The organism is Dongia soli (genome assembly GCF_034044715.1).
Lineage (GTDB): Bacteria > Pseudomonadota > Alphaproteobacteria > Dongiales > Dongiaceae > Dongia_B > Dongia_B soli.
In genome coordinates, this window is sequence record NZ_JAXCLW010000010.1 from 62,997 (window position 1) to 88,224 (window position 25,228).

Genomic DNA, 25,228 nt, shown 5'->3' on the forward strand with positions numbered 1-25,228 from the left:
TCAGTTTGCAGATTCAGTTGCTCACAGTTCATTTGCTCTTTGGCTTGTCGGTCTTGCCAGGCTCATCCAGCGAGCCGATGATCAAGGCATCGATCGGAATTTTGCCGCCGCCCAGCCAAGAGGCGGCGGTGGAGCCCGTCACCACCAGCACCTCTTCCTCTTCGCCGCAGCCCAGCACATCGAACGCGATCATGCGTCCGCCGCCGGCAGCTTCGATCTCCAGGAAAGCGCCGGAAGGAATATGTTCGATGCGCTTGGTGGCCCAGAACCGGCCTACGACCCGACCGCGTATCATTGCCGCGCCCTTTCGATGCTGATGTTGCGGGACTTGGCCTTGTCCCTGGCCAAGGGGGTGATGCTGACCTCCGGTCCCAGCACGAGGCGGCTGGTCCCGGCTGGCAGTTTCAGGATGGTGCTCTCGGTGACGACGCCCTTGTCGAGACGATGACTGTGAGAGATGGGCAGCGCGGCCGGGCCGGATTGCGCCGGCTGGCCCGCGGCCAATTTGAAGGGATGCCGCCCGGCCAGGATCGCTTCCCTGATCGCGGGTGTTTCGGCCAGCGTGAGGACCTGTTTGGCGAAAGCGGCGAGATCGGCATCGTTGGCGATGCGTATAGGCGGCGTGGGTGCGATAGATGGCGCGGCGGCTGGCGCGCCGGCCTGCTGCCCGGCCTTGAGGGCTTTCACTTCCTCCGCGATGACGTCGCGGATCAGGTCGCGCAGGGTGGCGGGATCGATCATTGCGGCCTCGCGAGATTGGTGAGGGTGCGCTCGGCCACTTCCGCCGCCATGCGGATATCGGATTCCTCACCCGAGAGATAGACACGTCCCGTCGCGCCGAACATGCGATAGTCGATCACCTTGATCTCGGCTGCTTTCTCGGCCTCGTTGGTGGCGAGGATCGCGTAGGAGGCGGGCTGCATCTCCAGCACGAACAAGGATTCACCGGGCAGGATCATCGAGCCGAGCTTATTGCGGTTGATCAGGAAGGCATGGCTATCATCGATCCGGGTGACGATCTTGGCCGCCAGGATCTGTGGCTTCAGCGCCTGGGCAGCGTCGGCGCCCAAGACTTCCAGCACCGCGGCGGCGGCCGATTTGACCGCTGCCGTCGATCGGGCATGAAATTCCAGGTAACCGAATTGGCGCTCCACCACCAGCATGCCGCCGCTCACCTCGGCATGTTTGAGCGCGGTGTCGGTCAGGGCTTCGATATCGAGGCCGGGCGCCACTTCAATGATCTGTGCCGCCATATTGGTGCGCGGCAAACGACCCCGCATCGAGCTCGCCATGTAGCAGAGGGTCTGGGGCTGCAACTGGTCGATAAAGATGAAGGACCTGATCTCCGCCATGATCTCAGCCCCTGAGCGTGGCGCGCAATTCGGCGAGGACGATGCGGCGGATTTCCTCGCGCATCATGGCGATCTCGTCGCTCGGCATGAGGGTGGTCATGGGCGAGCTCGCCCTCGGTGCGGTAGCGAAAGCGGAAGCCGGCGCCTGATCGGCCCCTTCCTGCAACCGGCCCAGCGAGATTGGCGCATCGCGGCCGAGCGCTACCGGTGGTCCGGTCCAGGGATCGAGGCCGCCGAATTCACCGAACAGCTCTGCCGGTTCGTCGCTATAGGCGATGCGGGTCCAATTGACGAGATGCTGCGGGCCGACATTCTCGCCGATCGCAGAACTGCCGAAGAAGCCGGTGCCGATGGTGAAAGCCGGCGCGAGATGCGTGCCGTAACCGGCGGCGCCCTGGCTGCAGGGTGCATTCACCACCACGCGCAGCGCCTTCACCGCGGCGCCATAAGCGAGGATATTGGCGGCGGCGCGGCTGTGAATGGCGGCGGAATGCCCGGCCCCGGATAGTCGGATGAGGGCGCGGGCCTGGGTGATACCAGCCTGGACATGCGGCACCCTGAGGAAGCCGAGCACCGGGCAGAGCTTTTCTTTTGACAGAGGCTCGTCAATGCCGACGCGGTCGATTTCGGTCAAGATGATCTTCGCATTGGCCGGCAAACGCAGGCCGATCCGACTGCCGATCTCACCCGCCGTCTTTCCGAGGATTTCGATATTGAAGCTGCCTTTGCCGAAGAGCAGGTCGCGCAGGGCCGCGGTTTCTTCCGGCTTGGCAAGATAGGCTCCCGCCGCTTTGAGGCTCTGCAGCAATGGGTCGGCGATGCTCTCCACGGCAACGACGACACTTTCATTGGTACAAAGGATCGAGTTGTCGAAACTTTTCGAGGCGACGATGCGCTTCGCCGCCTCATCGAGTTCGGCGCTCTCATCCACCAAAGCAGGTGCGTTGCCCGGTCCGACGCCGATCGCCGGATTGCCGGAACTATAGGCCGCCCGCACCATCGGCGTGCCGCCGGTCGCCAGGATCACGCCCACCCTGGGCGATTTCATGATGTGATCGATCAGCGGCAGATTAGGCGCTTCGATCACCTGAATGATGCCGGCCGGCGCGCCGGCCGCTTCCGCCGCCGCTGCCATCAATTTGGCAGCCCTGACGGAGCAGGCTTTCGCCATCGGATGCGGCGAGAGGATGACGGCGTTGCGGGTGAACAGCGCCAGCAGGATCTTGTAGAAAGTGGTGCAGACCGGATTGGTCGAGGGCGTCAGGGCGAAAACCACGCCAGCCGGGCGCGGCAATTCCACCATCTTCACCTGCGGCAGGATGCGGGGCGAGCAATAATCCGCCGAACGATACACCTCGAAGAGGGCGCGCGTGGTCAGCTCGTTCTTGATCTTCTTATGGGCAGCGACGCCGAAGCCGGTCTCCTGCACAGCTGCTTCGGCAAGCGGTCCGGCTTCGGCGAAACCGGCTTCCGCCGCCGACCGCGCGATCGCCTCCACCGCTGCACGATCAAAGCGGGCGAAGGCGGCCGCGCCCCATTCGGCCGTCTGCAGCATCAGATCGGCGCTGCCGGTGGCGCGTTTTTCGCCGGCCAGTAGCTCTTCGATGATGGCGGTCATCTCACTCCATCCTCAAATCACGCGGCATTGCGCGATGTCCGACGGCCGCGCCCCAGGCAATCGGCATAAGCTAGCCCGACGGCACGTTCGACCCGCTCGAGGACTTCCTGGCACAGATCGGTTGTCATCAGGACGCCCGGCTTGAATTGCAGCACCCGGGGATCGAGCGTCGAGAAAATCGCCCAGACACCGTTCTCGTAGAGATGCTTCATCACCGGCTTCGCGCCTTCCGGATAATCGAACTCCAATCCCATCACCAAGCCGCATTGCCGGATGCCGACGAAGAAATCGGGATAAAGCCCCATGATGTCAGCAAGGCCATTGCGGAAGGTCTCGGCGATGTAATTGATCATCGGCTTGACCGGCGGACGTTCGAGAATTTCCAGTGTCTTCATGGCAACAAGGCAGCCGAGTTCCGCACCGCCCATGGTCGACATGTGGGCAAAGCCATCCTGCTTCAGCCAACCGGCATAGGCTTCACGGACGACGACGCAAGCGATCGGATAGATGCCGCCGGAAATGCCTTTGCCGGTCACCAGGATGTCCGGCTGAATGCCGTAGCGCTGATAGCCCCACATCTCGCCGCAGCGCATCAGCCCGGTCTGCACTTCGTCAGCGATATAGAGCGCGCCATAGCGTTCGCATAATTTCTTCACCTCCTGCAGATAACCGGGCAGGGGCATGGGAAATCCATAGGTAGCCGGGATCGTCTCCATGATCAGGGCCGCCACATCCTTGCCTTTGAGCGCGTCCTCCATGGCATTGAGATCATTGAAGGGTACATGCACGAAATCATCCGGCTGCTCGGCCAGAAAGATCTTCTTGAAGCGGTCGGCGCCGGTCGCCACGGCGAGGCCGGTATGCCCGTGATAGGCATTGATAATGGAAACGATCTTGCGGCGCTGGGTCGCATGACGCGCAGTCTTCAGCGCAATATCGATCGCTTCCGCGCCGCCGGATCCGTACATCGTATAATGCATGTCGCCGCCGCAGATGCGCGCCAGCCGTTCGGCCAGCGCAGTGCGTGCCAAGGAGGGGAAATGGTGATTGCCCATATCGAAGCGCTGGGTGCCGCGATTAAGCACTTCCACCAGCTCCGGATGGCGATGGCCGATATTATAGGTGCCGCCATTCAAATGCAGATCGATCAGCCGGCGCCCATCCATGTCCCAAAGCAGATAGCCTTCGCGCCGATCGATCACCAGATCGACGCCCATATCCTGCCAGGCCTGGGTTTTGCCCGGATTCCAAAAGGTCTTCGATTTCTCCAGAAATTCCTGCTTCTCAGCGCTGGCCATCCGTCGGTTCCTTCGTCAAGTCACGGCCATGTCAGCCGTAGCGGGTTAGGTAGCGCTCGGCCAGCTCGCAGGTGCCGGCGCTGTAACCCGGACCTTCGCTGCGGGCGAGCTCGGTTTCGGCATGGGATCCCATCCAGGCGAACAAGGTCATGCGGCGCAAAAGGATGAAGGTCCAAAGCTCGTCCTCATCCTCGGCGCTCAGCCTGCGCTGCCGGCGATAGCCTTCTTTCCAGGCTTCCATCAGCTCCGGCACATCGGCGCGGTCTTCGAAGAAACTCACGGCTGTGGCGGCGTCGTAGAGGAACCAGCCCAAGCCGCAATCGTCGAAATCGATCACCCGGACATCGCCTTCATAGACCAGCAAATTGGCGAGGCGAAAATCGGCGTGGATGAGGCCGTAGCGCTCCGGTCCTTGGCCGAAACGCTGCAGACGCCGTTGCATCACCGCGACAAGGCGTTGAAGCAGTTTCTCGCGGACCGGATCAAGATCCGGTCCGGCCTGCCACGGCCCCCAATTAGGGCGAGCGCCCAGCGAATGGTCAAAATTCCAGCAAAGGCGCTCGAAGAAGCTTGGCCGTTTCCAGCCCTGGGAATGGTTGTGGCAGCGTGCGGCGACTTCACCCAACTGGATGAAGGGCGCGATGAGATCGTGCTGTGACGGCTCGCTGCCATCGATGAATTCGAATAGCACGCAATTGCGCGGATTATCGAGTGCCGGATGGCTGACGGTCTGGATATCCAGATCGTCCTTACCGGGAATGGCCTGCGGCGTCTTCACACCGGCTTCGGCTTGCAGGGCTCGCATCCAGGCAAGCTCGCTGCGAATGCCGTTCACGCTATGATAGTTTTCCCGATGCACCCGCAGGATGACGGGCCGGGTCGCGCCCGCCGGCGACACTTTATAGGTCCAGTTTTCCGAATGATTAATAAGTTCGAGGCGAGCCTCTTCGAGACCCCAGCACGCCAGGGCCGAGGCTGCCAGTTCATCTACGGCGCGTTGCAATTGATCGATCGTGAGCTGGCCGCTCATGCCTTCTTCGCTTCCTCCCATTCAGCATCGAAGCCGGCTTCGCGGCTTAACCGCTTGTTCTGTTCGGCTTGGCTTGGCCCTTATCTCAACCTAGAAGCCCGGTCAGCCGGCCGCTTGACAGGTGAAGCGGCGATCTTGACAGCTGGCTCACGGATTGTGGTCTTCACCCGCCGCGCTGCCTCTTGCAGCTTGTCGCTGCGACGTGCCATCATTGCCCATAACGACAAGTTGCCGGGGACTGGCCGAATGGCAAGCGTATTGGCGACAGTAGGAGAGGAGGATCATATGGCGGCCGCGCCCAATGGCGCCGCGCCGATCGTTCTCGCGGCGGCCGCGACCGGCCTCGTCAATTTCATTGAACGCCAGCATGGTGATGTCGACAGCATCTTCGGCAATTCCGGTATCGCACCCGATATGGCCGGTGCGCCAACGCTCAAAGTGAAGCTCAGCGCCTATTGCCGGCTGTTCGAGGAATCCGCCCGGCGAATGAAGGCGCCGAATTTCGGTTTGTGGTTCGGACAGCAATTTCAGCCTCGCGATCTTGGCATGTGGGGTTATGCCGCGGTTTGCTCGCCTACCTTGGGGGCGGCGCTCGACAATCTAGTGCGCCTCTTTCACTATCATCAGGAATCTTCCGCGATGCAGTTACGGCGCGGTAAGGATGGGCTGATACGCCTGGAATATCAGATTTATTCCGCCGAGATCGTCGAGCGCCGCCAGGATGCGGAATTGTCGCTCGGCATGTTCGTCAATGTGCTGCGTGAATGCTGTGGCGTCAAATGGGCCCCGGTCGAAGTGCATTTCGAACATCCACGTCCCGAAGCCTGGAAGCAACATGAGGAGGCTTTCGACGCGCCGGTCTATTTCAGCCAGCCGACCAATGCGCTTCTCTTCCGGCCGGACCTCCTCGACCGGGCGATGCCGGGGCGCGATCTGAAATTACTGACCATGATGCAGACCTGCCTGGAATCGCTGGGATCGCATCGCAGTGGCGATGAGGGCTTGGCGGACCGGGTGAAAACGGCGATCCGCGTCGATCTGCCGAACGGCTATCCCAGCCTGGAGAAAATTGCCCATGAATTACGGGTGACGCCGGCCGCGATACAGCGCGAATTGTCGGAACAGGGCATGACCTATAAGGAAGCGGTCGAGCAAATGCGGCGCAGCCTGGCGCAGATGTATCTCGACCAGCGGCGATTGCCCTTGACGGAAATCGCGCTGCTGCTCGGTTATTCCGAACTCTCCGCCTTCACCCGCGCCTTCACCCGCTGGACTGGAATCAGCCCGCGCGCTTATCGGCGCGGCAGGCTGCAACATGGTGTCGATCAAGCCTGAGCCAGCGCGTCCAGCGATTCCGGCAAGATCTGTCCGCCATCGACGACGATCGTCTGGCCGGTGATATAGCCGGCCTCGCGCGAGGCGAAGAACAAGGCGGCATGGCCGATATCCTCGACATCGCCCAGCTTCTTCAGCGGCACGGAAGCCGCCATGCTCTGCATATAGTCGTCGCCTAGTTCCTTGAGGCCTTCGGTCACCACATTCCCCGGCATGACCGCATTCACCGTGATGCCATATTTGGCAAGCTCGATACAGGCCGTGCGCATGAAGCCGAGCTGGCCCGCCTTGCTTGCACCGTAATGGGTCCAGCCGGGAAAGCCGGTGACCGGTCCGGTGATCGAGGAGGTGATGACGACGCGGCCTTCGCCGCTTTTCTTCAGATAGGGAATGCAGGCCTTCACCGAGAGGAAGGTGCCTTTGAGATTGGTGGCCTGGACCTCGTCCCATTGCTCCGGCGTCATCTCCTCCATCTTGGCCGGCGGAAACATGCCGGCATTGGCGCAGAGGATATCGACGCCGCCATGGCGATCATGAGCGGCCCGCGCCATCGCTTCCATATCATCCAGTTTTGTGACATCGGCAGCAAAAGCCGCGGCGGTGAAGCCGGCATCGGTCAATTCCTTGGCTGACGTCTCCGCGGCTTGCAGATCGCGCCCGACCACCAGCACCTTGCCGCCATGTCGCGCGAAGACCCGGGCGATGCCCTTGCCGATCCCTTTGCTTGCTCCGGTAACGATGACCGACTTCCCCTTGATCGATGCTGCCAGCATGGCGTTCCTCCTTCAGACCGTTTTATTTTTCGGCCGCTGTTTCGCTGCGGCGCCGGCGGAAGATCAAGATTACCGCATAGCCGATGAGCAGCAGCAAGGCGGCGCCGAAAGTTGAAACCGTTCCCAGAACCGGTACGCCGGGCGTATAGCCGGCCACCATCTTGGCGTAGAGATATTTGGGAATGGTGTTATCGGCACCTGTGGTGAAGAGCGAGAGCGGGAAATTGCCCCAGGAGAGCAGGAAGCTGAAAAGGGCGCCTGAGAAGATACCGGGGAACAGCACCGGCAGTGTCACTTCGCGGAAGACCTGCCAGCGTGTGGCGCCGAGATCGAAGGCCGCTTCCTCCAATGCCGGATCGAAGCTATAGACCTGGATCGAGATCACCAGGGTTGCGACCGGCACGATCCAGACCAGATGCGCCAGCACGCCGGTGCGCCAGGAAAGGCCAAGGCCAAGCGCGTTGAACCACAGCAGCAGCGCCAGGCCGAGCACCGATTGGGGAAAGAAAATCGGCAGCAGCACGATCTTCTGATAGATCGACCGGCCGCGCCAATTATACCGCGCGAACGCCAGGGCTCCGAAAAAGGCGATGACGACGGAGATCGCGGTGACGCAAAGCGCGATCAGGATCGAGGTTTCGAAGAGCTGGCGAATCTCGATCGAGGCGAAGGTCTTCTGCCACCAATTGACGCCCCAGCGGGTGATCGGAAAGATGAAATAGCGGCTGGCGGTGAGGGAGGCGAGCAGGAGACACAGTGCCGGCAGATACATGAAGATGATGATGGCGCAGGTCCAGACGAGGACCAAAGCGTGTCGCCAACGTTGCGCAGGTGAACCGGGCATGGCTACCTCCGCCCCAAGATCGCGTCCAGATCGAACCGCCTAAGCACGAGCAGGACCAGAAAGCCGACCACCAGCATCAGCAACACCGCCAGCGCCGCGCCCAAGGGCCAGTTCTGCGCATAGGTGAAGGCGATTTCGATATCGTGGATGATGGGGATGACGCGCTGCCCGCCCAACACCTTGGCTTCGGTGATGGCGCCAACGGCCAGGACGAAGGAAAGCAGGAAGCCGATCATGATTCCCGGCATCGACAGGGGAAGCTCGACTTCACGGAACACCTGCCAGCGCGTGGCGCCGAGATCGAGCGCCGCTTCCCGGGTCTGATCCGGCACCATGGCCACACCCAAGGTCATGGGAAACAGCATGAAGGGCAAGTAAACATAGACCATGCCCCAGAGAATGATGCTGGTGGTGAAGAGCCAGCTATTGACCTCGATACCGAAAACGGATTTCAGCGTGCCGAGCAGTACGCCATTCTTGATAAAGAACAGAACCCAGCCATAGAGCCGCACGTTTTCCGACACGAAAAGCGGGATGGTGAAAAGCAGCGTCACCAGCATCGACCATTTGCCGAAAATGCGCGCCATGCCATAGGCGATCGGATAGCAGATGACGGCAAGGATGGCGACGGTCAGCGCCGCCAGGGCCAGCGACCAGAGGAAGGAGATGTAGCTGGTCGATTCGACGATCTCGACATAATTGGCCAGGGTCGGATCGAGGAACAGGCCGAAGGTTCGCGGCGGCATGAAGCTGAAGCCGATGACCGCGAGCAGCGGCGCGGCAAAACCGATCAGGAGAAAAAGGCCGATCGGCAGCGCACAAAGCGGTCCGGCGGCGAATTTCCGAAGCGACATCGTTCCACCCTATTCCGCCACCAGGATGCTGTCCTTGGCATCCCAGCCAATCAAAACAGCATCGTCGCGCTGGCCGCCGAAAGCTTGCTGCCGCAATTTCTCCACGATGAAGACGTGCTCGCCGACGCGCACCTGATATTGAATGCGGGAGCCGAGGGCATATTCGTTATAGAGCCGACCTTCCAGGCAGTTGACCGCACTGTCCGGGCGGTCGAGAAAGCGCAGGAATTCCGGCCGCACGACCAAATGCCCGCTGGTGAAGCCATTGGGCAGGCGCGGCGGCGCGAAGCTGGTGCCGAATTCCGCCGCGTGCAATTGGCCATTGGCCTGCGCCTGGACGGCGATGACATTGACGTCGCCGATGAATTCTGAAACGAACTTGCTCTGCGGTGCCGTGTAGATCTCGTGCGGCGTGCCGACCTGGACCAGATGGCCTGCGCGCATCACGCCGATCCGGTCACTCATCACCATGGCCTCTTCCAGGCTGTGGGTGATGTAGATGAAGGTCTTGCCAGTCTCCCGGTGGATATCCTTCAGTTCCTTTTCCAATGTCTTCCGGAGTTTGTAGTCGATCGCCGAAAGTGGCTCGTCGAAGAACAGGATTTCCGGATTATAGGCGAGCGCCCGGGCCAAGGCGACGCGCTGCCGCTCGCCGCCCGAGCATTTGGTGACGCTCTTGCCGTAATGATCCTGCGGCAGCCGCAACTGATCCAGCAATTGCAAGGCCCGCGCCTTGCGTGATGCCGCATCAACGCCGCGGATCTTCAGCGGAAACTCGATATTCTGGCCAACGGTCCGGTGCGGAAACAAAGCCAGCGACTGGAACACCATGCAGGTGGGGCGGCGATTGGCCGGCAGGTCGTTGATGCGCTTGCCGCGCAGCAGGATATCGCCGCCGCTCGGCGTCTCCATGCCGGTCAGCATCCGTAGCAATGTCGTCTTGCCGCTGCCCGACGGTCCCACGATGGTGAAGAATTCCCCTTCGGCGATATCGAGATCGATCCGGTCGACCGCGGTGAAATTGCCGAAGCTTTTGGTCAATTGCCGCAATTGCAGGATGGAGCTGCGGCCGGTGGTGCTCTCGTCACTCATAGTCCCGGTAATCCGTCATGAACGCCATAGGCAATTGGAAATTCATCGGGGCCGCGACCAAGCCATGCGGGATAGCGCATGCCCGGTCGCGGCCCGGCAATTGGTTGCGGCTGCCGAGCCGAGAGCGCCGATGCTCATCCGCCGGAAGCTTCACGCTTCGCCGCCGACATGATGTCCAGCAGCTTGTCGTAATCCGGGACGATGTCATATTCGATCGACCGCGACATTTCCTCTTCCAGGCTGTCCCATTGGATCGCGTCGAGCTCCTCTTTGGTGAAGAGATCGAAGCATTCCTTATTGCCCATCTGGGCGACCGGATTGAAGGTACCTTCGGCGAAGGCCACGATGTGGGCGGTCTTGGGATCCTGAACATATTGCAGGAACTCCACCGCCAAGGGCGAGACATCCGGATTGTTGACGACCGATGTCACCTCGATCCAGGAGATGCCGCCCAAACCGTCGCGCATCGGTCCCTTTTTTGGTGTGATGCCGCGGATATTGGTGGCGCCATCATGGCGCGCCGGTGAGGCCGAATAGGTGCCGCCGGTCAGATGGAAATCGATCTCGCCGGAAATCATCGCCTGGTTCATCGTGGCGATATCGCCGACCATCTTGGCGCCCTTGAAGACGCGCTTGGCGGCCTCGGTGAATTTCGCCACTTCGGCATCGTCGTGCTGCTTGAACGGATCGAAGCCGGCGATGCAGCAGATGCCGAAGACATTCCAGTCATCGGATTCCAGAACGCCGTATTTCTTGCTATTCGCCGGGTCGTTCCACAGATCCCAGCCCTGGTCCTCTGCCGTCTGCCGGCTCACCTTGTCGGTGTTGACGACGAAACTATAGGGGCCGAAGCGCTGGCACATGCCCAGCAGCTCCTTGCCGCCGTCATCCATCGCCCATTTATAGGGCGGCTTGAACATCGGCAGCATCTTCTCGAAATAAGGCTCCATCTTGGCCCGGTCCAGCGGCTTGATCAGCTTTTCCGGATACATGATCTTGCGGGCCCAGGGATTGTTGACATTGATCAGATCCCAGACGTTGATTTCGCCCGCCCGCAACCGGTTGATCATGGTGGGGTCATTGGTGAGTGATTCGGCCTTGACGGTCGCGCTCTTCGATTCACGGAAGGGATCGAGCACCTGGGCCGAGTTGTAGCCCTCCCAGCAGAGAATATTGAGCTCCTTCGGACGCGCCGCCAAAGCTGATCCCAGGCCTGCAACGCCGCCGGTCGCAAAGGCCGCCGCTGCGGCAGCCGATGTCTGCATGAAATTACGCCGTGACTGCTTGAACTGCCTCATATCATCCTCCCAGGATCGCTCGGCCGTTGCGTCGCGCGGCCTTTCCGGCCGCGGCCGATTATCCGCCTGCTCCCCTGCAGACGTGTTATGGGTGCCGGCGGAGCGCTTGCTGCGTCCCGGTTATGATTCCGGCTCTACAAACAATAGAAGAGGCCAGCCGCCTAATCTTGACATTGCGGCCGGCAATTTTGACATCCTGCGCCGGTCAAACGCTTGTCAGGCTAAGCCACTGGCGGATGAGATGGTGACACACCTGACGGTAATCGGCAAAACTTGTTGCGAACTGCCGGTCGAGATCGGTTAATAGCCGTGGCTCATCGCGACAAAAGGCAGCGCCGAATACCCGGATCCAGTCGCGCACGATGTCAATCGTTACCTCGATATGGAATTGCAGCCCATAAGTGGCCCGGCCAAGACGGAATGCCTGGACCGGACAGGCGCCACCCGTCGCCAAAGTGACGGCGCCTGGTGTCCCGCGGGTTGCTTCATAATGATTCTGGAAGACCGTAAACGGCTCATCGACCGCGCGAAACAGCGGATCCGCCCGTCCAGCCTCGGTCAATTCCATGTCATAAAAGCCGGATTCGAAGGCCGCCATGCGATAGACCTCGCCGCCGAAACTGCGGGCGATGATCTGCGCGCCGAGGCAAATGCCGAGAACGGGTCTGTCGGCTGCGTGGAAGCCGACGATGAGGCGCATGGTTTCTTCTAGGAACGAATGCTTTCGAAGATCATTGGCACTCATCGGCCCGCCCAGCACGATCAGGCCGGCATAGGTGCCGGGCTCGCTCGGCAGGCCGGGATAATTCAGCGGCGCGTGGCTGGCAAAGCGGCTTTCCGGAAAGATTGCGTCATAGGCAAAGCCGTATTCGATTACCGCCTGTCCCAGGAGGCCGGGCGGCGCGACCAGTTCGGGAACGATGACCAGGATACGCCGCATGGGCAGTGACGCTCAAAGCCGCATCATGCCGATCAGCTCCTCTGCCGAGACGACATGGCAATAGATCATGTTGATGATGGCCAGTTCCTGTTCATGCAAAGCATGTGAGCCGGCGGCACAGCAATCCTCGACCACAACGACATTCAAGCTTTCATCAGCGAGGCTGCGCACGGTCGAGGACACGCATTGGTCAGTGAAGATGCCGGTGCAAATGACATTCTTGATGCCGAGATTGTGCAGGATCAGCCGCAGATTGGTACCCGTCAAGGCGCTGTCGGTCGTTTTGGTGACGACGATCTCGTCGCCCTGGGGCGCCAGTTCCGGCACGATCTGGGAGGCATGTTCGTCTTTCGGCAGGAGCAGATTGTTCCAGCCGGGCATTTTCTGACTGAGCGACCGGTCCCGGCCATCCTTGGTCTGGCAGGCGATGCGGGCAAACAGGCATTCCATGCCGTTCCGGCGAAACCGTTGCAGCAGATCGGCCGTGCGCGGAATGACCAGTTCTTGCATGCGCTCATGGAACGGCGTCCAGGCGTCATAACTGGCGCGGTCGGCCGGCGAGACGCTGGCTCGGTCGGGACGGGCAAGATAAGTGTTCTGGACATCGATCACCAGCAAGGCGGTTTCCGATGGCGATAAATCAAGATCCGCCGGTTCCGGGGCATCCTGATAATAGAAGGAGCGGTGACGCGTTTTCCAACTCATGGGGCACTCTCAAAAACGATAGGTGAACAGGCCGCGCCGTTCATAGACCTCGGCCGCCTGCTCAACGAATCCGGCCATTGTGCCGGCGCCATATTGCTCGCGCAGCAAGCGGGCGGCGTCAAGAAGCTCAATCTTGCTCTTGGCCCGGCCCGGGCGCAGCAACTCGTAGATTTGCAGGATGGTTTCCTGCGGCACGTCGACCAATTCCGCCGCCCGTTCGAAATTTCGCCCCAAGGTCGGCCGTCCCGCCGCTTCGGCAATTTCCGCCTGTAGCCGCAAAGCGCGTGGTGTGATGCGGAAATCTTCCAAACTGGCGGCACCTTGTTCGACCGCTTCCAGGGTCAGATCGGCAAGGGACTTGTTCCGGGCAGAGACCACCAGATCGGGCCGTTTTTCCGCCAGCGGATAATCCCCAATCGTGAGGCCCAGCTTCATCCTATTGTCGTCTCGTATCATGGCCGGTCCTCCAGAAAGTCGACCTCGATCTCTTCAGGTTGAGCACCGTCAACCGCCAGCGAGGTTTCGATGGCATAGATCAACGCGACCTGCGCATGAAACCGTGCACCCATGGCTTCTCCTTCGGTCGGCACGACAACCGGCTCAGGCATCTCGCCCTTTGCATAAATCGCGGCATTCTCCCCCAGCTGCCGGTAATGCGCGAGCTTGGTGATGGGGGCATTGGAGAAGAGCTCCAGGTTGTGATGCGGCAGCCGATCCGCTTGATGAATGACGGCCGTCCCCTTGGCCTGCAAGCCGATGCCAATGCCCGAGCCTGCCAACCGCGCGGCGCTGAGGCCGAGAAAGGAGGTGTCTGCCGTATGTCGCATCCGCACGATGCGCGGTTGACCGCCCTTTGCCGTAATTCCGCCAACCAGTTCGCGGAGCAGCGCCGATAGCGGATGGCCCGCCAGGCTGCGATAGAGCTTCAGGCCGAAGGCCGGGCTGAGGCCAATGACGACCTCATTCTTCGGCTGGCCGGGCTCGGCGCCGCCGAGAACCCGGTAGCGAATGCGGCGTTCCTCGTCACGGGCATAGGTGGCCTCGGTACGCAGCACTTCTTCACGGTCGAGCACATCGCGGATCGAAACCAATTCGCGTCGCCGCTGGTCGCTGAGGCGATAGCCGGTACCCGGTCCGGCATAATCATTCGCGTCATTGACGGCGCTGAGGACGCTGCCATTGCGAATGACCGACGAAGTCTGCAAATAATCGCCGGAGACCCGCAGGCGCACGACGTTCAACAGATTTTCGGCCTCCTCGCGATAACCCTGCCTGGCCAAGGCGCGGATGACATCCAATACATTGATGCCACGTCTTTTGATCTCCTCGCTGATCAAGCTCACATCGCGCGGCAGATAACTCTCCGTATCATTGGAGCCGGAGGCGACGACGACACTGGCTTTCATCGCCGCGCTCGGCTGGCTGAGCTCCAAATCGGCGAGAACGGCGCTTAAGGCATCCACGGCACGCCGGCGCAGCGCCAGAGCTTCGCTTTCACCGATCGATTTCAAGCCGCCATCGGCTTCGAAATCCCGCTGCAGCACCAGGAAATCCTCCATTTCCTCGCCATTGAAGGAAGAGGGATTGAAGGAGTTGTCATATTTAAGGATTGAGCCGAATCCGGAACAGATCAAATCCGATCCGGCGATCAGGAGCGGCAGGATCTTGGCGCCGACGCGAATTTCCGATTCCGAATGCCGCGCATCATTGCCCGTTGCACATTCCAGGTCCAGCCAGACGGCGATCAGATTCTCGGCCATCAATTCGCGCACACCACCGGGCATGGTCGATGCGAGCGGGGCGCCGTCGATGCCACCATTCTGCGTGCCCTGGACACCCATGGCACGCTGCAGGCAGAGACAGCGCGCTTCCAGGTAAAGCAGCGACTTCGATTCGTGAAAGCCCATCAGCAGTTCCGAGGCGGCACCCGAAGTGCAGCGCATCTTGATGCCGCGCGAAGCGTAAGCGGCGGCCAGAAAGGCCTTCGACCAGGGCGTATCATCGCCATCCATGAACGCTTTTTCCGTGCCATAGACCGATACCGTCTCGGCATAGGAGGTGAAGCCGGCCATGCCGATCTGCAATTCTTCCGCTTCCTCGCTGGCGCATTGAAACAAGGTGCCCCAACGGCCGACGGCAGCGCCGACCGAACAGGCCAACGCATTTGCCCAGGCATTGCGAGCGACACGCATGGTGGTTTCGATCTCGTCGAAGCCGAAAGCCACGGCGGTCGCGGCATCCGCCGCCAATTGCAAGGGGTCGTCCTTGGCGTTGGTGACATGGGCCTGATTGCCCGGCGTCTTGCGTGCCCGCATCTTGGAGAAGGCATAGGCGATTTCGATCGACGACAATTGCGCCACCACCTCGGCCAGCTTGGCGGGGGTTAGGCCGTGGGCGAGGCGCGTCAGCTCGGTGCGAGGGATGTTGAAATCGACCAGCATCCGGGCGATCTCGGTGGACGGCATGGCCATGGCCTTGGGCGCCAGATCGAGATCGAGGTGATGCTCGGCTATGAACACATCGATCATGTCGAAATCGGCGGCGGCGACCCCGTCCATCCGGGTGACGCGGCCGTTTTCGATGGCCAGGCCCGGTGCCGGGTCCTTGGCGCCCTTGAAAGCGGCAAAGCCATTTTGCGGATCTTCCACGGCAAACCGATCGAGCCGTAGCGGCCGCTCGTCCCAATCGGCGAAACGACGCCAGCGATTGGCGCTTTGCTGCTTTGGTTCGCTCATGATTTTCTCCGCCGGTGGTTGAGGCCGAGCCTCCAGGTCCGATCAGCTCCCACCCTAGCAATTTAGGACGCCATCCAGGCTTTTACTTGACCGGGGCCGCCGCCGGTTTGACAAGTAGAACTGATGTCGGGGATGGAGCGCACGCCGCAGTGCACAAAATGCGGGGGATTGCTGAATACCCTGAGCAGAACGCGGCCTGGGACAATTGTCGCTTTTACCCTGTTGCATCTGATTTTTCGGCCGAATTTCCGTAGAATAAGCCGCCAAACAGCGTCAGTCCAATCGATTGCCGGCTGCTGGCGCCTGCGCTGGTGTCGGAACGCGAGGCAATACGCCGAAGATCGATGCCAATGCGGTCATGAGTACGCGACGGAAACGTTGGCGTGTTCCAGCCATTGCCGCTTCGATGATACTCATGCCCTCCTCGTGCCGTCCCTTCGCGAATTCGATAATCAAAATGGCATTCTTGCCGCGCGCCCAATCGTAACAACTGTCACAGAGTCTCTCCTGCCACGACAAGCCGAGAACGATGCCGGGATTGCGGCATTCCGTTTCTGATGCTAACGCGCTGGCACCGCGCTGGGTTGTGCCTGCAATGACCGGCGGGCCGCGGCCGCATCCCACATTAATCGCGGGTCGAAGATCTCAGCGGCGAACATCGTCAAGATGACCACGGCGCAAAAGGCGACCGCGCCCATGCCGGGCTCGATGGTGATGGCAGCGCCGAAACGCACCAGGGCGCCGAGCAGGGATTCCATGAAGATGTCGACCATGGACCAGCGCCCGATCCACCGCACGACGTAATAGAGCCTGGTGCGGTCGCGCAGCCCGCCCGCATAGCCGGTCTGCACGGCGATCAGCATAATGGCCAGGCCGATCAGCTTGAGCACCGGCACGACGATACTGGCAAAGAAGACCAAAGCGGCGAGGGGATACATATGCGCATCGAGCAATTCCTCAACGCCGCCGAGGATGGTGCTGGGCGCTCCGGCACCGAGCTGCATCACCGTCAAGACGGGGAAGTAGTTGGCGGGGATGTAGAGGATCGCCGCCGCGATGATCAGTGCCCAGGTACGGGAGACGCTGTTGGGCTTGCGGACATGAAGGGCGCTGCCGCAGCGCGGGCAACACGCATGTTTTCCTTGCGGCAGGCTGACGAGATGGCAGGTCTCACAGCCGACGGCCCCGGCGAGATTGGCCCGGGCGGGATGCAGTGGAATGCTCTCCGGATCGTGGTACCCGAGGCGCTGCCAGATCAGCTCGCGGTCCAGAGCGGCGTCAGCCCAGATGATGGTGATGGTGAGCGCCATGAGGGCGAAGACGCCGGTCTCGAGCGTGATATGCACAAGATCGCCCAGCTTCACATAAGCCACGAAGACGCCGAGGATGAAGACTTCGATCATCGACCAGGGGCGCAATTTCTCCGCCAAAGCAAAAACCCGCCGCAAATGATGTGGTGGTGCGGCTTCATGCAGGCGCAGCAGGACATAGAGCGTGCCGAGAAGCTTGCCGGCCGGTGCAATCACGGTCACGAAGACCACGACAACCGCCAGCATGCTCATACCGCGGCGTACGAGCTCCTCTGGCCCGGAAAAGAGACCGGCATGCAATGTGATGCCGGCTGTCTGCACATGCATCAGCGTCGTAGCGCACATGACCGCCATCAGCACGATGGAGGCGAGAGTGAGAGCGATGCTGTGATCCAAGGGATGTGTGCTGACGCTGTAGAGCGTGATGCCGCAGCGCGCGCATTGGGCGCGCATGCCGGGGCCGATGGCGGGAACCGATTGAAGCAGACCACAACCGCCGCATTCGCGAAGCTGCGGCTGTGCCGGGGGCATTGCCGTCAGAGTATCGCTAATGGGGGCATCTGCGGCCGTCATCGGCGTCACCGCGCCGTTCTTCCTGTTGCGATTATGGGGGCGAGCTTATCGGCGAGCTGTCCCAAAGCGACGCTGATCGCTGCGACTTCCCCCTGAACATCCGAGCCCGACGGCGGCACGCTGAAGCGAAAGCTCTGCAGGCGGGGCGCTTCCTGGTCTTTGTAGTTGATGCTTGCCTGGGCCTGCAGGATGACATGTCCCGCCGCATCCTGGTCGAGCCGCAGGATATTCAGCTCGACTGTCGCATCCGGTGAAACCGAGACCGCGCCGCTCTCGCCGAGCACTGTGCTTTGCGGCAGGCGCTGGCTGAGTTCCTCGACCAGAACGCGGCTAAGCATTGCCGATAAGGGTTCGCCCCACCAGTCATTCTCCAGCACATCCAGCTTATAGCCTTCCGAGGAACGGACGATCTGCTGCCGTTCCAGATAACGCGCAAGGGAAATCTGTTGGAGCACGATCACCGCAGGCCCGGCTTTGTGTTCGGCGCCCGATACCGGGGCGATGGTGTAGAGCTGTGGGCTCGGCGAGGCGCAGCCGCCAAGCGCAACTGTCAATCCCAGCGTGGCAATGAAGAGTTGCCGCGGCATCTTTGTCATTCAAGCCCCCCCGCCGGTCTGCCTTTGATGAATGCTTCCGGATGCTGCACGAGCATGTCGGCCAACGACCGGAAGGAGCGAACCGCTTCGTTAAGCTGCACGATGAGCCGCTGCAGGTCGCGGCTGAATTTGGTGTTGTCGCCGTAGCCGGTATTCAGCGACAGGAACAGCCGATCGACATTGGTCATGGTCTTTTGCAGGCCCATCATCACTTGCGGCAATTGCTTGAAAGCCGGTCCTGTTCCGGTGTTGAGCTCGCGCACGAAGGCGCTCGCTTCTTTGACGGCGCCGGCTGCTTCAGCAAGCGTCTGCCGCAGCTCTGTACTCCTGGAGAGGTCGTTGGCCGAAGCCAGGATGCCGTTGAGGCTTGCGCCGATCTGGGCAAAGGGAATTGCATTCAGTTTATTGAGCAGGTCGGTTGCGGAGGTTTGCAGGCCGCTCAAGCCGGCGGCATCGCTGGCCGGGAGCACCACATCCGTGCCTTCCATCCGCGCCGTCGCCGGCGTGGCGCTCGGTATGAATTCGAGCGCCACGACCTGTTGGCCGGTCAGCAGATTGCTGCTCTGCAGCGTCGCGCGCAGGCCGCGCTTCACCATGGTGTCCGCGGCTTCCAGGGCCGTCTTGAAAACCGCTTTCGTACCGACGCCCAGGATGCGTTCCGGTTCGATCTCATAATGGACCGGAGCCAGGATATCGTTTCTGTCGCCATCATAGACCAGCCCGACGGCGGTGACGCGGCCGATGGTAAGGCCGTGCATCGTCACTTCAGATCCGGGCGCAATGCCCCGGACGGAGCCAGAGAAATAGGAGATAACCGGGATCTTCCGGTTATAGGAAGCAGCATCGGCGGTGTCGCGATCGGGGAATAGTGGGAAAACGTGGTTCTGCACACTCGTGGTGCGGCCATGGCTTTGGGGCGGGGTTTCGAAAGCCATGCCGCCCAGCAGGATGGCGCGCAGGGATTCGACCTGAAGCTCGACACCGCCGCCGCCGAATTTCACGGAAACGCCCGACGCGTTCCAGAAGCGGGTATCGTCATTCACATAGGCGTCATAGGGGGCACGGACGAAAGTCCGGATCGTGACGCTTTCCGCCATATCGGCGATGTCCCAGCCGAGCACTTCGCCGACATCGAGATCGCGGAAGAAAACAGGCGAGCCGACGGAAATCGAGCCTAAGCGGTTGGCCTTGATCAGAAAGGTGCGGCCCGGCACATGCGCTTCCTGGACCGGCGGATCTTCGCGTCCGACGAAGTTCCGTTTCGGCTTCCCCGGCTTTTCAGGCGGCAGCATCGCGATATAGGAGCCGGAGAGCACAGTCTCCAGTCCGGAGACATTGCCTGCGAATAATCGTGGCTTGACCACCCAGAACACTGTTTGATCGGTCAGCAGCGGCTCGGCTTCGCGCGTCGTCGCGATTGTCACGATGACACGCGAATTGTCTGGGGTAAGGGTGAAGCTTTGGACTGTGCCGAAGACGATATCCTTGAAGCGCAATTGCGATTGCCCAGCCGTCAGGCCTTCGGCGCTTTCGAATGAGACCGTGATCGTCGGGCCCTTCTTCGACCAGGTATCCCAGGCAAGCCAGCCGCCGATTGCAATGGCAACCAACGGAATGATCCAGATAATCGGGATGCGCCGTGCGCGGCGCGTCTTTGCCTGCGGATGCGCCGGTTCTGCCGAATGTGGCGCCTCCTGCGCGGGTGGCTCGATGATGTCACTCATGGGAGTTCCTTCTTTCGAGCTGTTTTGCCTGTCCTGCAGCGCGCGGAGGCGACCCCCGGTTACGCCGATCGAACTCAACGCATGGTCGGTACGTAATGCGGTCCAGAAAATAACGTGACTTCAGAAGTAGCCTGCCGATCGATCTGATGCAGTCGTCATGGGTTCCATCTTCACCAGTCACTTGAAGGGCGAATCGATGGGACAAGGGGAATAGTCCAAACCCGCATGCTATAGTCGTCTAATTCTTATACAGCGGGCCGGGCTCCGTCAAATGGTCGGCAATGCCCCATTGGGCGTTGGGGGAATCCCCGGCTTGCAGGCAGCGAATGCATAAAGGGCAGCCTTGCGGGGCTGCCCTTTACTGCGACCCAAGCCGAGATCAGCTTGGTTCCGCGTGGAGCGGTATGATTCTGTCGGTCTTCACGGCAAGCCGGACCCTGGCGCCGGATGCTAGATCCTGGTTAGTGGTCGCCGAGGCGACGATGATCTGGCCGTCGGCGAGCTTGAACTGGAAGTCCGTATAGATGCCGCGATAGACGACTCGTTCCAGTACTGCATCGAAAGCGGTCTCGCCCTCCGCGACATTTCCGACGGAGTGGGCATTAATGCGGATGTCTTCGTTGCGGATGGCGACCGCGGGCGGATTGGCGGGATTGGCCACGGCACCGCAATCGAGGCGGAAGGCAGCGCAGTCGAAGACGGTTTGCGTCCCGCTGCCGATAAAACGTCCTTCGACAACATTGCTGCCGCGGAAGAACTGCGCGACGAATTTCGTGCGGGGCTGGCGGAACAAAGCCTGGGGCGCATCGACCTGCACCAGATAGCCCCAATTGAGCACGGCGACGCGGTCGCTCATGGTCAGGGCTTCTTCCTGATCATGGGTGACATAGACGAACGCGGTGCCGGTGGCGCGCTGGATATCCTTGAGCTGAACCTGCATCTCACGCCGGATCTTTTCGTCGAGCGCGGAAAGCGGCTCATCGAGCAGCAGCAGGCGGGGACGCGGCGCCAAGGCGCGGGCGATGGCGACGCGCTGCTGCTCGCCACCGGAGAGCTTGGTCACCGGCTTGTCCTCGAAACCGGGCAGGCTCACCAGATCGAGCAGTTCCGAGACGCGCTCGCGCAAGGCCGCGCGATCGAGATTACTGCGCCGCAGACCATAGCCGATATTCTGCGCCACGGTCATATGCGGGAAATTGGCATATTGCTGGAACACCATGCCAAGGCCGCGCCGCCAGGGCGGCAGATCGGTCACGTCCTCGCCATTGATGAGGATGCGGCCGCCATCGGGCTGTTCCAGGCCGGAGATCATGCGCAGGACGGTGGATTTGCCGGAACCGCTGGGGCCCAGCATCGTGAAGAACTCGCCATTGCCGACCTGGAGATCGACACCGGCGGCGGTTACGCGGTCGCCGAATTTCTTCCAGACGGTGCGGACGTGAAGGAGGGGAGCGGAAGCCGCTGCAGCCTGCATTGATACATCCTGCATGGGCGGGTTCAGCCTTGATCGAGAGAGAGTAACAATGCCGTGCGGACGGCATCGAGCATCATGTCCAGGCTCATCGAGGCGAGATCGGCGCGCTGATGCAGTTCGAGACGGCCTTCCGCGAGGAGATCGTCGAGCAGATCTGCCACCTGCTGCGGCAGATAAGGCAGATGGATGAAGCCGCAGCGTGTCTCCAGGCCCAGGCGCTGACAGGCACCGAGCGCCCGATAGAGCGTGGTGTTACACAGGAACGTGCCGGCGGTATCCGAACTGCGCGCCGGAATGCCCTTGCCGCGCAAGGCGGCGATGATCTTCGCGACCGGCAGGGTGACGGCGCGGCCATCGGGGCCGCCGGGCTCGATCGGCGTATCGAGCGGACGCTGGCCATCATTATCGGCGATTTCGAAACTGGCGCGGTTGACGGCGATCCGTTCGAGCCGGATGACCGCTTCGCCGGGCCACAGGCCGAGCGACGCGATCACCACCGGCTTATGCTTGGCGATCGCGTCTTCCAGCGGTTTCTTCGCGGCATCGAAGGAAACCGGCAGGAGCAGGCCGCGAACCACGGCATCGCGGATCGTGCTGCCGTCGAGCGCCCGGACGATCTCGGCCGAGGGATTGAGCGGCCTGCCGCCATAGGGTTGGAAGCCGGTAAGGAGGATTTCGCGCATGATCTCAACCTTCATTCGCTGTCGTCGCGGCCTGGCCCCGGCGTCCCAGCACCACCAGCGCCAGGATGAGGAGTAGCGTTACCGCGATGATGAGGCTCATCAAAGCATACATATTAGGCGTCAGGCCGACCTGCTGGTAGCGCGACCAGACGAAGGTCTGAACCGTGTTATTGCCGCCTTGCACGATGGCAGTTCGGACCGTCTCGTTGAAGGACAGGATAATTGAGAAGATCGCCGCGCCACTGATGCCGGGCGCGATCTGCGGCAATTCGATATCCCAGAAAGCCTGCAGGCGATTGGAGCCACAAGTATAGGCGGCTTCCAGATAGATCGTGTCGAAGCCGGACATCACCGTCAGTATGATCAGGAAGGCGAAGGGCAGGGCCCAGAGGATCTGCACCACCGCCATGGTGAAGAGCGAGGGCGGGATCGCCGTCAACTTGAAGAACAGGCTGGTGGAAACGCCCATGCTGGCGCCGGGGATGAAGAGCGGCAGCAGGATCACCGTGATGATCAGCCGGGGAATGCCGAAAGCGCGCACCGCTTGGGCGGCAGCGAGGCCGAGCAGTGGTGCTGCGATGCCGACGATGATCGCGAGAATGACGGAATTGAGCAGCGCGCCCATCAACATCTGGTCGCCGGCGATAGCGCCGAAGCTGGTGAAATTCATCGTGCCGGTGGCCGGGTCCTGCATGGCGAGGAGGACCGGCGGTACCAACGGCGCATAAAGAAAGACGAGGACGCCGATCAGAAAGAGCCAGACGAGACTGCGAGATGTCATGGTCACCGTCCCAGCATCTTGCCGAGGAAGAGCCGCAGGTCGAAGAAGCGCAGCCAGAGGGTGAGCATCAGCAGCATGCAGCCGACCACGACCGAGGACATGGCCGCGGCCATCGGATAGTTCAGCACATCGAGCGAACTGGTGATCGCATTGCCCATGAGCTGGTAGCCGACGCCGCCCAGGATCTGCGAGACGGCGACCTCGCCGAAGGAACCGACGAAGCCGAAGATCGCCGCGGCGGAGACGCCGGGCAAGGAGAGTGGCAGGACCACCCGCAGGAAGGTGCCGAGCGGCGGTTCGCCCAGCATCCAGCTTGCCTCGATCAGCCGCCGGTCGATGGCGCTGAGCGAAAGCCAGATGGGATAGACCATGAAGGGCATATAGGCGGCGATGAGGCCAAGATAGACAGAGAAATCACTGAACAGCAGCCAGTCCACGGGTGCGCCGGTCAGGCCGATCAGCTGCAGAAACCCGTTGATCGGCCCCGTGCGTCCTAGAAGATAAGCCCAGGCGAAGGTCCGGATCACGTAATTCACCAGGAAGGGCACCGAGAGCAGAAACAGGAAAATCCGGGTGCGCTGGGGTGACAGTTTGAAGGTCGCGAGATAGGCGACCAAATAGGCGATCGCCAGCATGATGATTGTCGCGCTGGCTGCCACCCAGAAGCTGCGTTGAAGGACCGTGAAGCGCGCGCCCTCAAAGAAGAGGGCGTATGAAGCCAGGGTGAAACCTGGCTTCATGCCGATCATCTGCCGCTCCCAGAAGCTGACCATCAAGGTCAGCACCAGCGGAGCGATAATAGCGACGGCGCAGATCAGAACGGGTCCGCCAAGCAGCGCTATCGTGCCGGCATCGCGGCGCTTTATAGCAAAGCTCATGATACCCGTCCCAGAAATCCCGGTCCCAAATTGGCGCTTACGCGGCTTTGAAACGCTGCCACTGTTCTTCGTAGGTCTCGATATTAGTCGGCCAGCGGGCCTGCCAGGTGCCGCCGGATTCGAACTTCTTCTTCACCCCGGCATCGATCTCGGCAACCTTCTGCGCCGTCGCCTTGTCGAATTTGGACGACTTCGCCGCGTAAGCCGGCGCGCCCGGATTGGTCATATAGCCGCGCATACTGGTGATGACCGCGCCATATTCGGGGCTCAGCATGTAATCCAGCAACTGATAGGATGCCTCGATCTTTTCCGGCGAGCGGTCGCCGGCGACGAGATAGGCCGCCATGGCCCAGAGCAGATAGCCTTCCTTCGGCTGGGCATAGACCGCGTTGATGCCCTTTGCCTTGGCGGCGAAGACCATCGGCTCCCAGCAATCCATCACATAGACTTCCTGGTTCACCAGCAGATTGACGGCCTGTTCGAAGCTGGACCAGACCACGCGGAACTGGCCTTCCTTCTTCTTCTGGATCAGGAAGTCAACCACCTTGGTGATCTCGTCCGGCGTCATATCGGCCGGGTCCTTGATGTCGGCGAGACCGGCGCTTTTCATGTAAAGCGCGGTCTTCTGGCCAGCCGAGGTGTAGTTGTCCTCGATGGCCACATAGCCCTTGAATTTCGGATCGAACAAAGCGGCGTAGGAATCAAGCGTGCCGCCGGTCTTCTCCGGCAGATAGGCGAAGGCATCGCCCTGCAGCACGGTGGGGACGCCATAGACCTTGCCGTCATAGCCGATGAAGTCGAAGCCCTTCGAGCCCGGCTTGAGATAAGACGAGATATAGGTGTTGCTCTGCCAGTTCTTCAGCTTGCTGACATCGATCGGCAGGATGAGCTTGTTTTCGACCAGCGGCTTCTGCATGCCGCCGACGATGTTGATGATGTCATAGGTCTGCTGGCCGCCGCCGGCGAGCAACTGGTTCAGCACGGCCGAAGGGCCGTTGCCGATCGCCGCGACATTGACCTTGTTGCCGGTGGCCTTGGTGTAGTCCGACCAATCGCCGGGATCACCGACGCCAATATCCGCGAGCGTTACCGTCTGGCCGGCGGCGAAAGCGGCACCCGGCCGGAGCGCCAGCGCCCCCATGCTCAGCGCGCCGATTCGGGCGGAAGCGCCCGCCAAAAGGCTGCGGCGGTTAAATTGAATCGATCCTGCGGTCATTTTCTATGTCTCTCCTCCCATGCGGTCCGGTTGCGGACCTTTAACGATGTTGGCAAAATATCGATAATTTGTCGAGGAATTACTATAAAGAGAAAACGCTGGTGACAGGGTGATCTCCC

At 61.1% G+C, this 25,228-nt stretch carries 25 protein-coding genes; 1 reads left to right on the forward strand and 24 read right to left on the reverse strand.

The window, feature by feature from the left end:
- Positions 1-28: 28 nt before the first annotated feature.
- From SMD27_RS21675 to SMD27_RS21700, 6 genes are read right to left on the reverse strand one after another with little or no spacing between them, the layout of a single operon-like run.
- On the reverse strand, positions 29-295 hold the full coding sequence (locus tag SMD27_RS21675) for a EutN/CcmL family microcompartment protein (RefSeq protein ID WP_320510537.1): 267 nt from the start codon (positions 293-295) through the stop codon (positions 29-31).
- Complete coding sequence (locus SMD27_RS21680) at positions 292-741, reverse strand: hypothetical protein (protein WP_320510538.1); 450 nt, start codon at positions 739-741, stop codon at positions 292-294. The genes SMD27_RS21675 and SMD27_RS21680 overlap by 4 nt, the downstream gene beginning before the upstream one ends.
- A complete protein-coding gene (locus SMD27_RS21685; protein WP_320510539.1) occupies positions 738-1,352 on the reverse strand; it encodes a BMC domain-containing protein in 615 nt (204 codons plus the stop codon). Before SMD27_RS21685 ends, SMD27_RS21680 begins: the two co-directional genes overlap by 4 nt.
- 4 nt (positions 1,353-1,356) lie before the next feature.
- Complete coding sequence (locus SMD27_RS21690) at positions 1,357-2,970, reverse strand: aldehyde dehydrogenase family protein (protein ID WP_320510540.1); 1,614 nt, start codon at positions 2,968-2,970, stop codon at positions 1,357-1,359.
- A gap of 17 nt (positions 2,971-2,987) precedes the next feature.
- Entirely contained in the window at positions 2,988-4,268 is a 1,281-nt protein-coding gene (locus SMD27_RS21695) for a class-III pyridoxal-phosphate-dependent aminotransferase (protein ID WP_320510541.1), read from the reverse strand.
- A gap of 31 nt (positions 4,269-4,299) precedes the next feature.
- Complete coding sequence (locus SMD27_RS21700) at positions 4,300-5,298, reverse strand: phosphotransferase enzyme family protein (protein WP_320510542.1); 999 nt, start codon at positions 5,296-5,298, stop codon at positions 4,300-4,302.
- A 246-nt stretch (positions 5,299-5,544) separates the two neighbouring features.
- On the opposite strand from SMD27_RS21700, the gene qhpR reads away from it, so the two are divergent.
- Complete coding sequence (gene qhpR / locus SMD27_RS21705) at positions 5,545-6,633, forward strand: AraC-like transcriptional regulator QhpR (protein ID WP_320510543.1); 1,089 nt, start codon at positions 5,545-5,547, stop codon at positions 6,631-6,633.
- On the opposite strand, the gene fabG is transcribed toward qhpR, so the two are convergent.
- From fabG to SMD27_RS21795, 18 genes are all read right to left on the reverse strand, one after another.
- A complete protein-coding gene (gene fabG / locus SMD27_RS21710; protein ID WP_320510544.1) occupies positions 6,624-7,406 on the reverse strand; it encodes a 3-oxoacyl-ACP reductase FabG in 783 nt (260 codons plus the stop codon). The genes qhpR and fabG overlap by 10 nt on opposite strands.
- 22 nt (positions 7,407-7,428) lie before the next feature.
- On the reverse strand, positions 7,429-8,250 hold the full coding sequence (locus tag SMD27_RS21715) for an ABC transporter permease (RefSeq protein ID WP_320510545.1): 822 nt from the start codon (positions 8,248-8,250) through the stop codon (positions 7,429-7,431).
- A 2-nt stretch (positions 8,251-8,252) separates the two neighbouring features.
- The gene (locus tag SMD27_RS21720; protein ID WP_320510546.1) at positions 8,253-9,104 is read right to left on the reverse strand and encodes an ABC transporter permease; all 852 of its coding nucleotides are present in this window, start codon (positions 9,102-9,104) and stop codon (positions 8,253-8,255) included.
- Between the two features lie 9 nt (positions 9,105-9,113).
- Positions 9,114-10,196: an ABC transporter ATP-binding protein gene (locus SMD27_RS21725; RefSeq protein ID WP_320510547.1), complete on the reverse strand. Its 1,083-nt coding sequence runs from the start codon at positions 10,194-10,196 to the stop codon at positions 9,114-9,116.
- A gap of 134 nt (positions 10,197-10,330) precedes the next feature.
- The gene (locus SMD27_RS21730; RefSeq protein WP_320510548.1) at positions 10,331-11,494 is read right to left on the reverse strand and encodes an ABC transporter substrate-binding protein; all 1,164 of its coding nucleotides are present in this window, start codon (positions 11,492-11,494) and stop codon (positions 10,331-10,333) included.
- Positions 11,495-11,699: 205 nt separating this feature from the next.
- Positions 11,700-12,434 carry a type 1 glutamine amidotransferase gene (locus SMD27_RS21735; RefSeq protein ID WP_320510549.1) on the reverse strand — a complete coding sequence of 245 codons (735 nt, stop codon included), beginning with the start codon at positions 12,432-12,434 and terminating at the stop codon, positions 11,700-11,702.
- 12 nt (positions 12,435-12,446) lie between these two features.
- Positions 12,447-13,139, reverse strand: a complete 693-nt coding sequence (locus SMD27_RS21740; protein WP_320510550.1) for a cysteine hydrolase family protein — start codon at positions 13,137-13,139, stop codon at positions 12,447-12,449.
- Positions 13,140-13,148: 9 nt separating this feature from the next.
- Positions 13,149-13,595, reverse strand: coding sequence for a diol dehydratase small subunit (locus SMD27_RS21745; protein WP_320510551.1), 447 nt, complete (start codon positions 13,593-13,595; stop codon positions 13,149-13,151).
- Complete coding sequence (locus SMD27_RS21750; RefSeq protein WP_320510552.1) at positions 13,592-15,874, reverse strand: propanediol/glycerol family dehydratase large subunit; 2,283 nt, start codon at positions 15,872-15,874, stop codon at positions 13,592-13,594. The genes SMD27_RS21745 and SMD27_RS21750 overlap by 4 nt, the downstream gene beginning before the upstream one ends.
- A 273-nt stretch (positions 15,875-16,147) precedes the next feature.
- Positions 16,148-16,291, reverse strand: coding sequence for an efflux RND transporter permease subunit (locus tag SMD27_RS21755; RefSeq protein ID WP_320510553.1), 144 nt, complete (start codon positions 16,289-16,291; stop codon positions 16,148-16,150).
- A 143-nt stretch (positions 16,292-16,434) separates the two neighbouring features.
- The gene (locus tag SMD27_RS21760; protein ID WP_320510554.1) at positions 16,435-17,757 is read right to left on the reverse strand and encodes a paraquat-inducible protein A; all 1,323 of its coding nucleotides are present in this window, start codon (positions 17,755-17,757) and stop codon (positions 16,435-16,437) included.
- A 5-nt stretch (positions 17,758-17,762) separates the two neighbouring features.
- Positions 17,763-18,353, reverse strand: a complete 591-nt coding sequence (locus tag SMD27_RS21765) for a PqiC family protein (protein ID WP_320510555.1) — start codon at positions 18,351-18,353, stop codon at positions 17,763-17,765.
- Positions 18,350-20,077: a PqiB family protein gene (locus SMD27_RS21770; protein ID WP_320510556.1), complete on the reverse strand. Its 1,728-nt coding sequence runs from the start codon at positions 20,075-20,077 to the stop codon at positions 18,350-18,352. Before SMD27_RS21770 ends, SMD27_RS21765 begins: the two co-directional genes overlap by 4 nt.
- Positions 20,078-20,456: 379 nt before the next feature.
- The gene (locus SMD27_RS21775) at positions 20,457-21,551 is read right to left on the reverse strand and encodes an ABC transporter ATP-binding protein (protein WP_320510557.1); all 1,095 of its coding nucleotides are present in this window, start codon (positions 21,549-21,551) and stop codon (positions 20,457-20,459) included.
- Between the two features lie 23 nt (positions 21,552-21,574).
- Positions 21,575-22,234: a pyroglutamyl-peptidase I family protein gene (locus tag SMD27_RS21780; protein WP_320510558.1), complete on the reverse strand. Its 660-nt coding sequence runs from the start codon at positions 22,232-22,234 to the stop codon at positions 21,575-21,577.
- A gap of 4 nt (positions 22,235-22,238) precedes the next feature.
- Positions 22,239-23,015, reverse strand: coding sequence for an ABC transporter permease (locus SMD27_RS21785; RefSeq protein ID WP_320510559.1), 777 nt, complete (start codon positions 23,013-23,015; stop codon positions 22,239-22,241).
- A gap of 2 nt (positions 23,016-23,017) precedes the next feature.
- Complete coding sequence (locus SMD27_RS21790) at positions 23,018-23,893, reverse strand: ABC transporter permease (RefSeq protein WP_320510560.1); 876 nt, start codon at positions 23,891-23,893, stop codon at positions 23,018-23,020.
- Between the two features lie 37 nt (positions 23,894-23,930).
- On the reverse strand, positions 23,931-25,109 hold the full coding sequence (locus SMD27_RS21795; protein WP_320510561.1) for an ABC transporter substrate-binding protein: 1,179 nt from the start codon (positions 25,107-25,109) through the stop codon (positions 23,931-23,933).
- Positions 25,110-25,228: the final 119 nt, after the last annotated feature.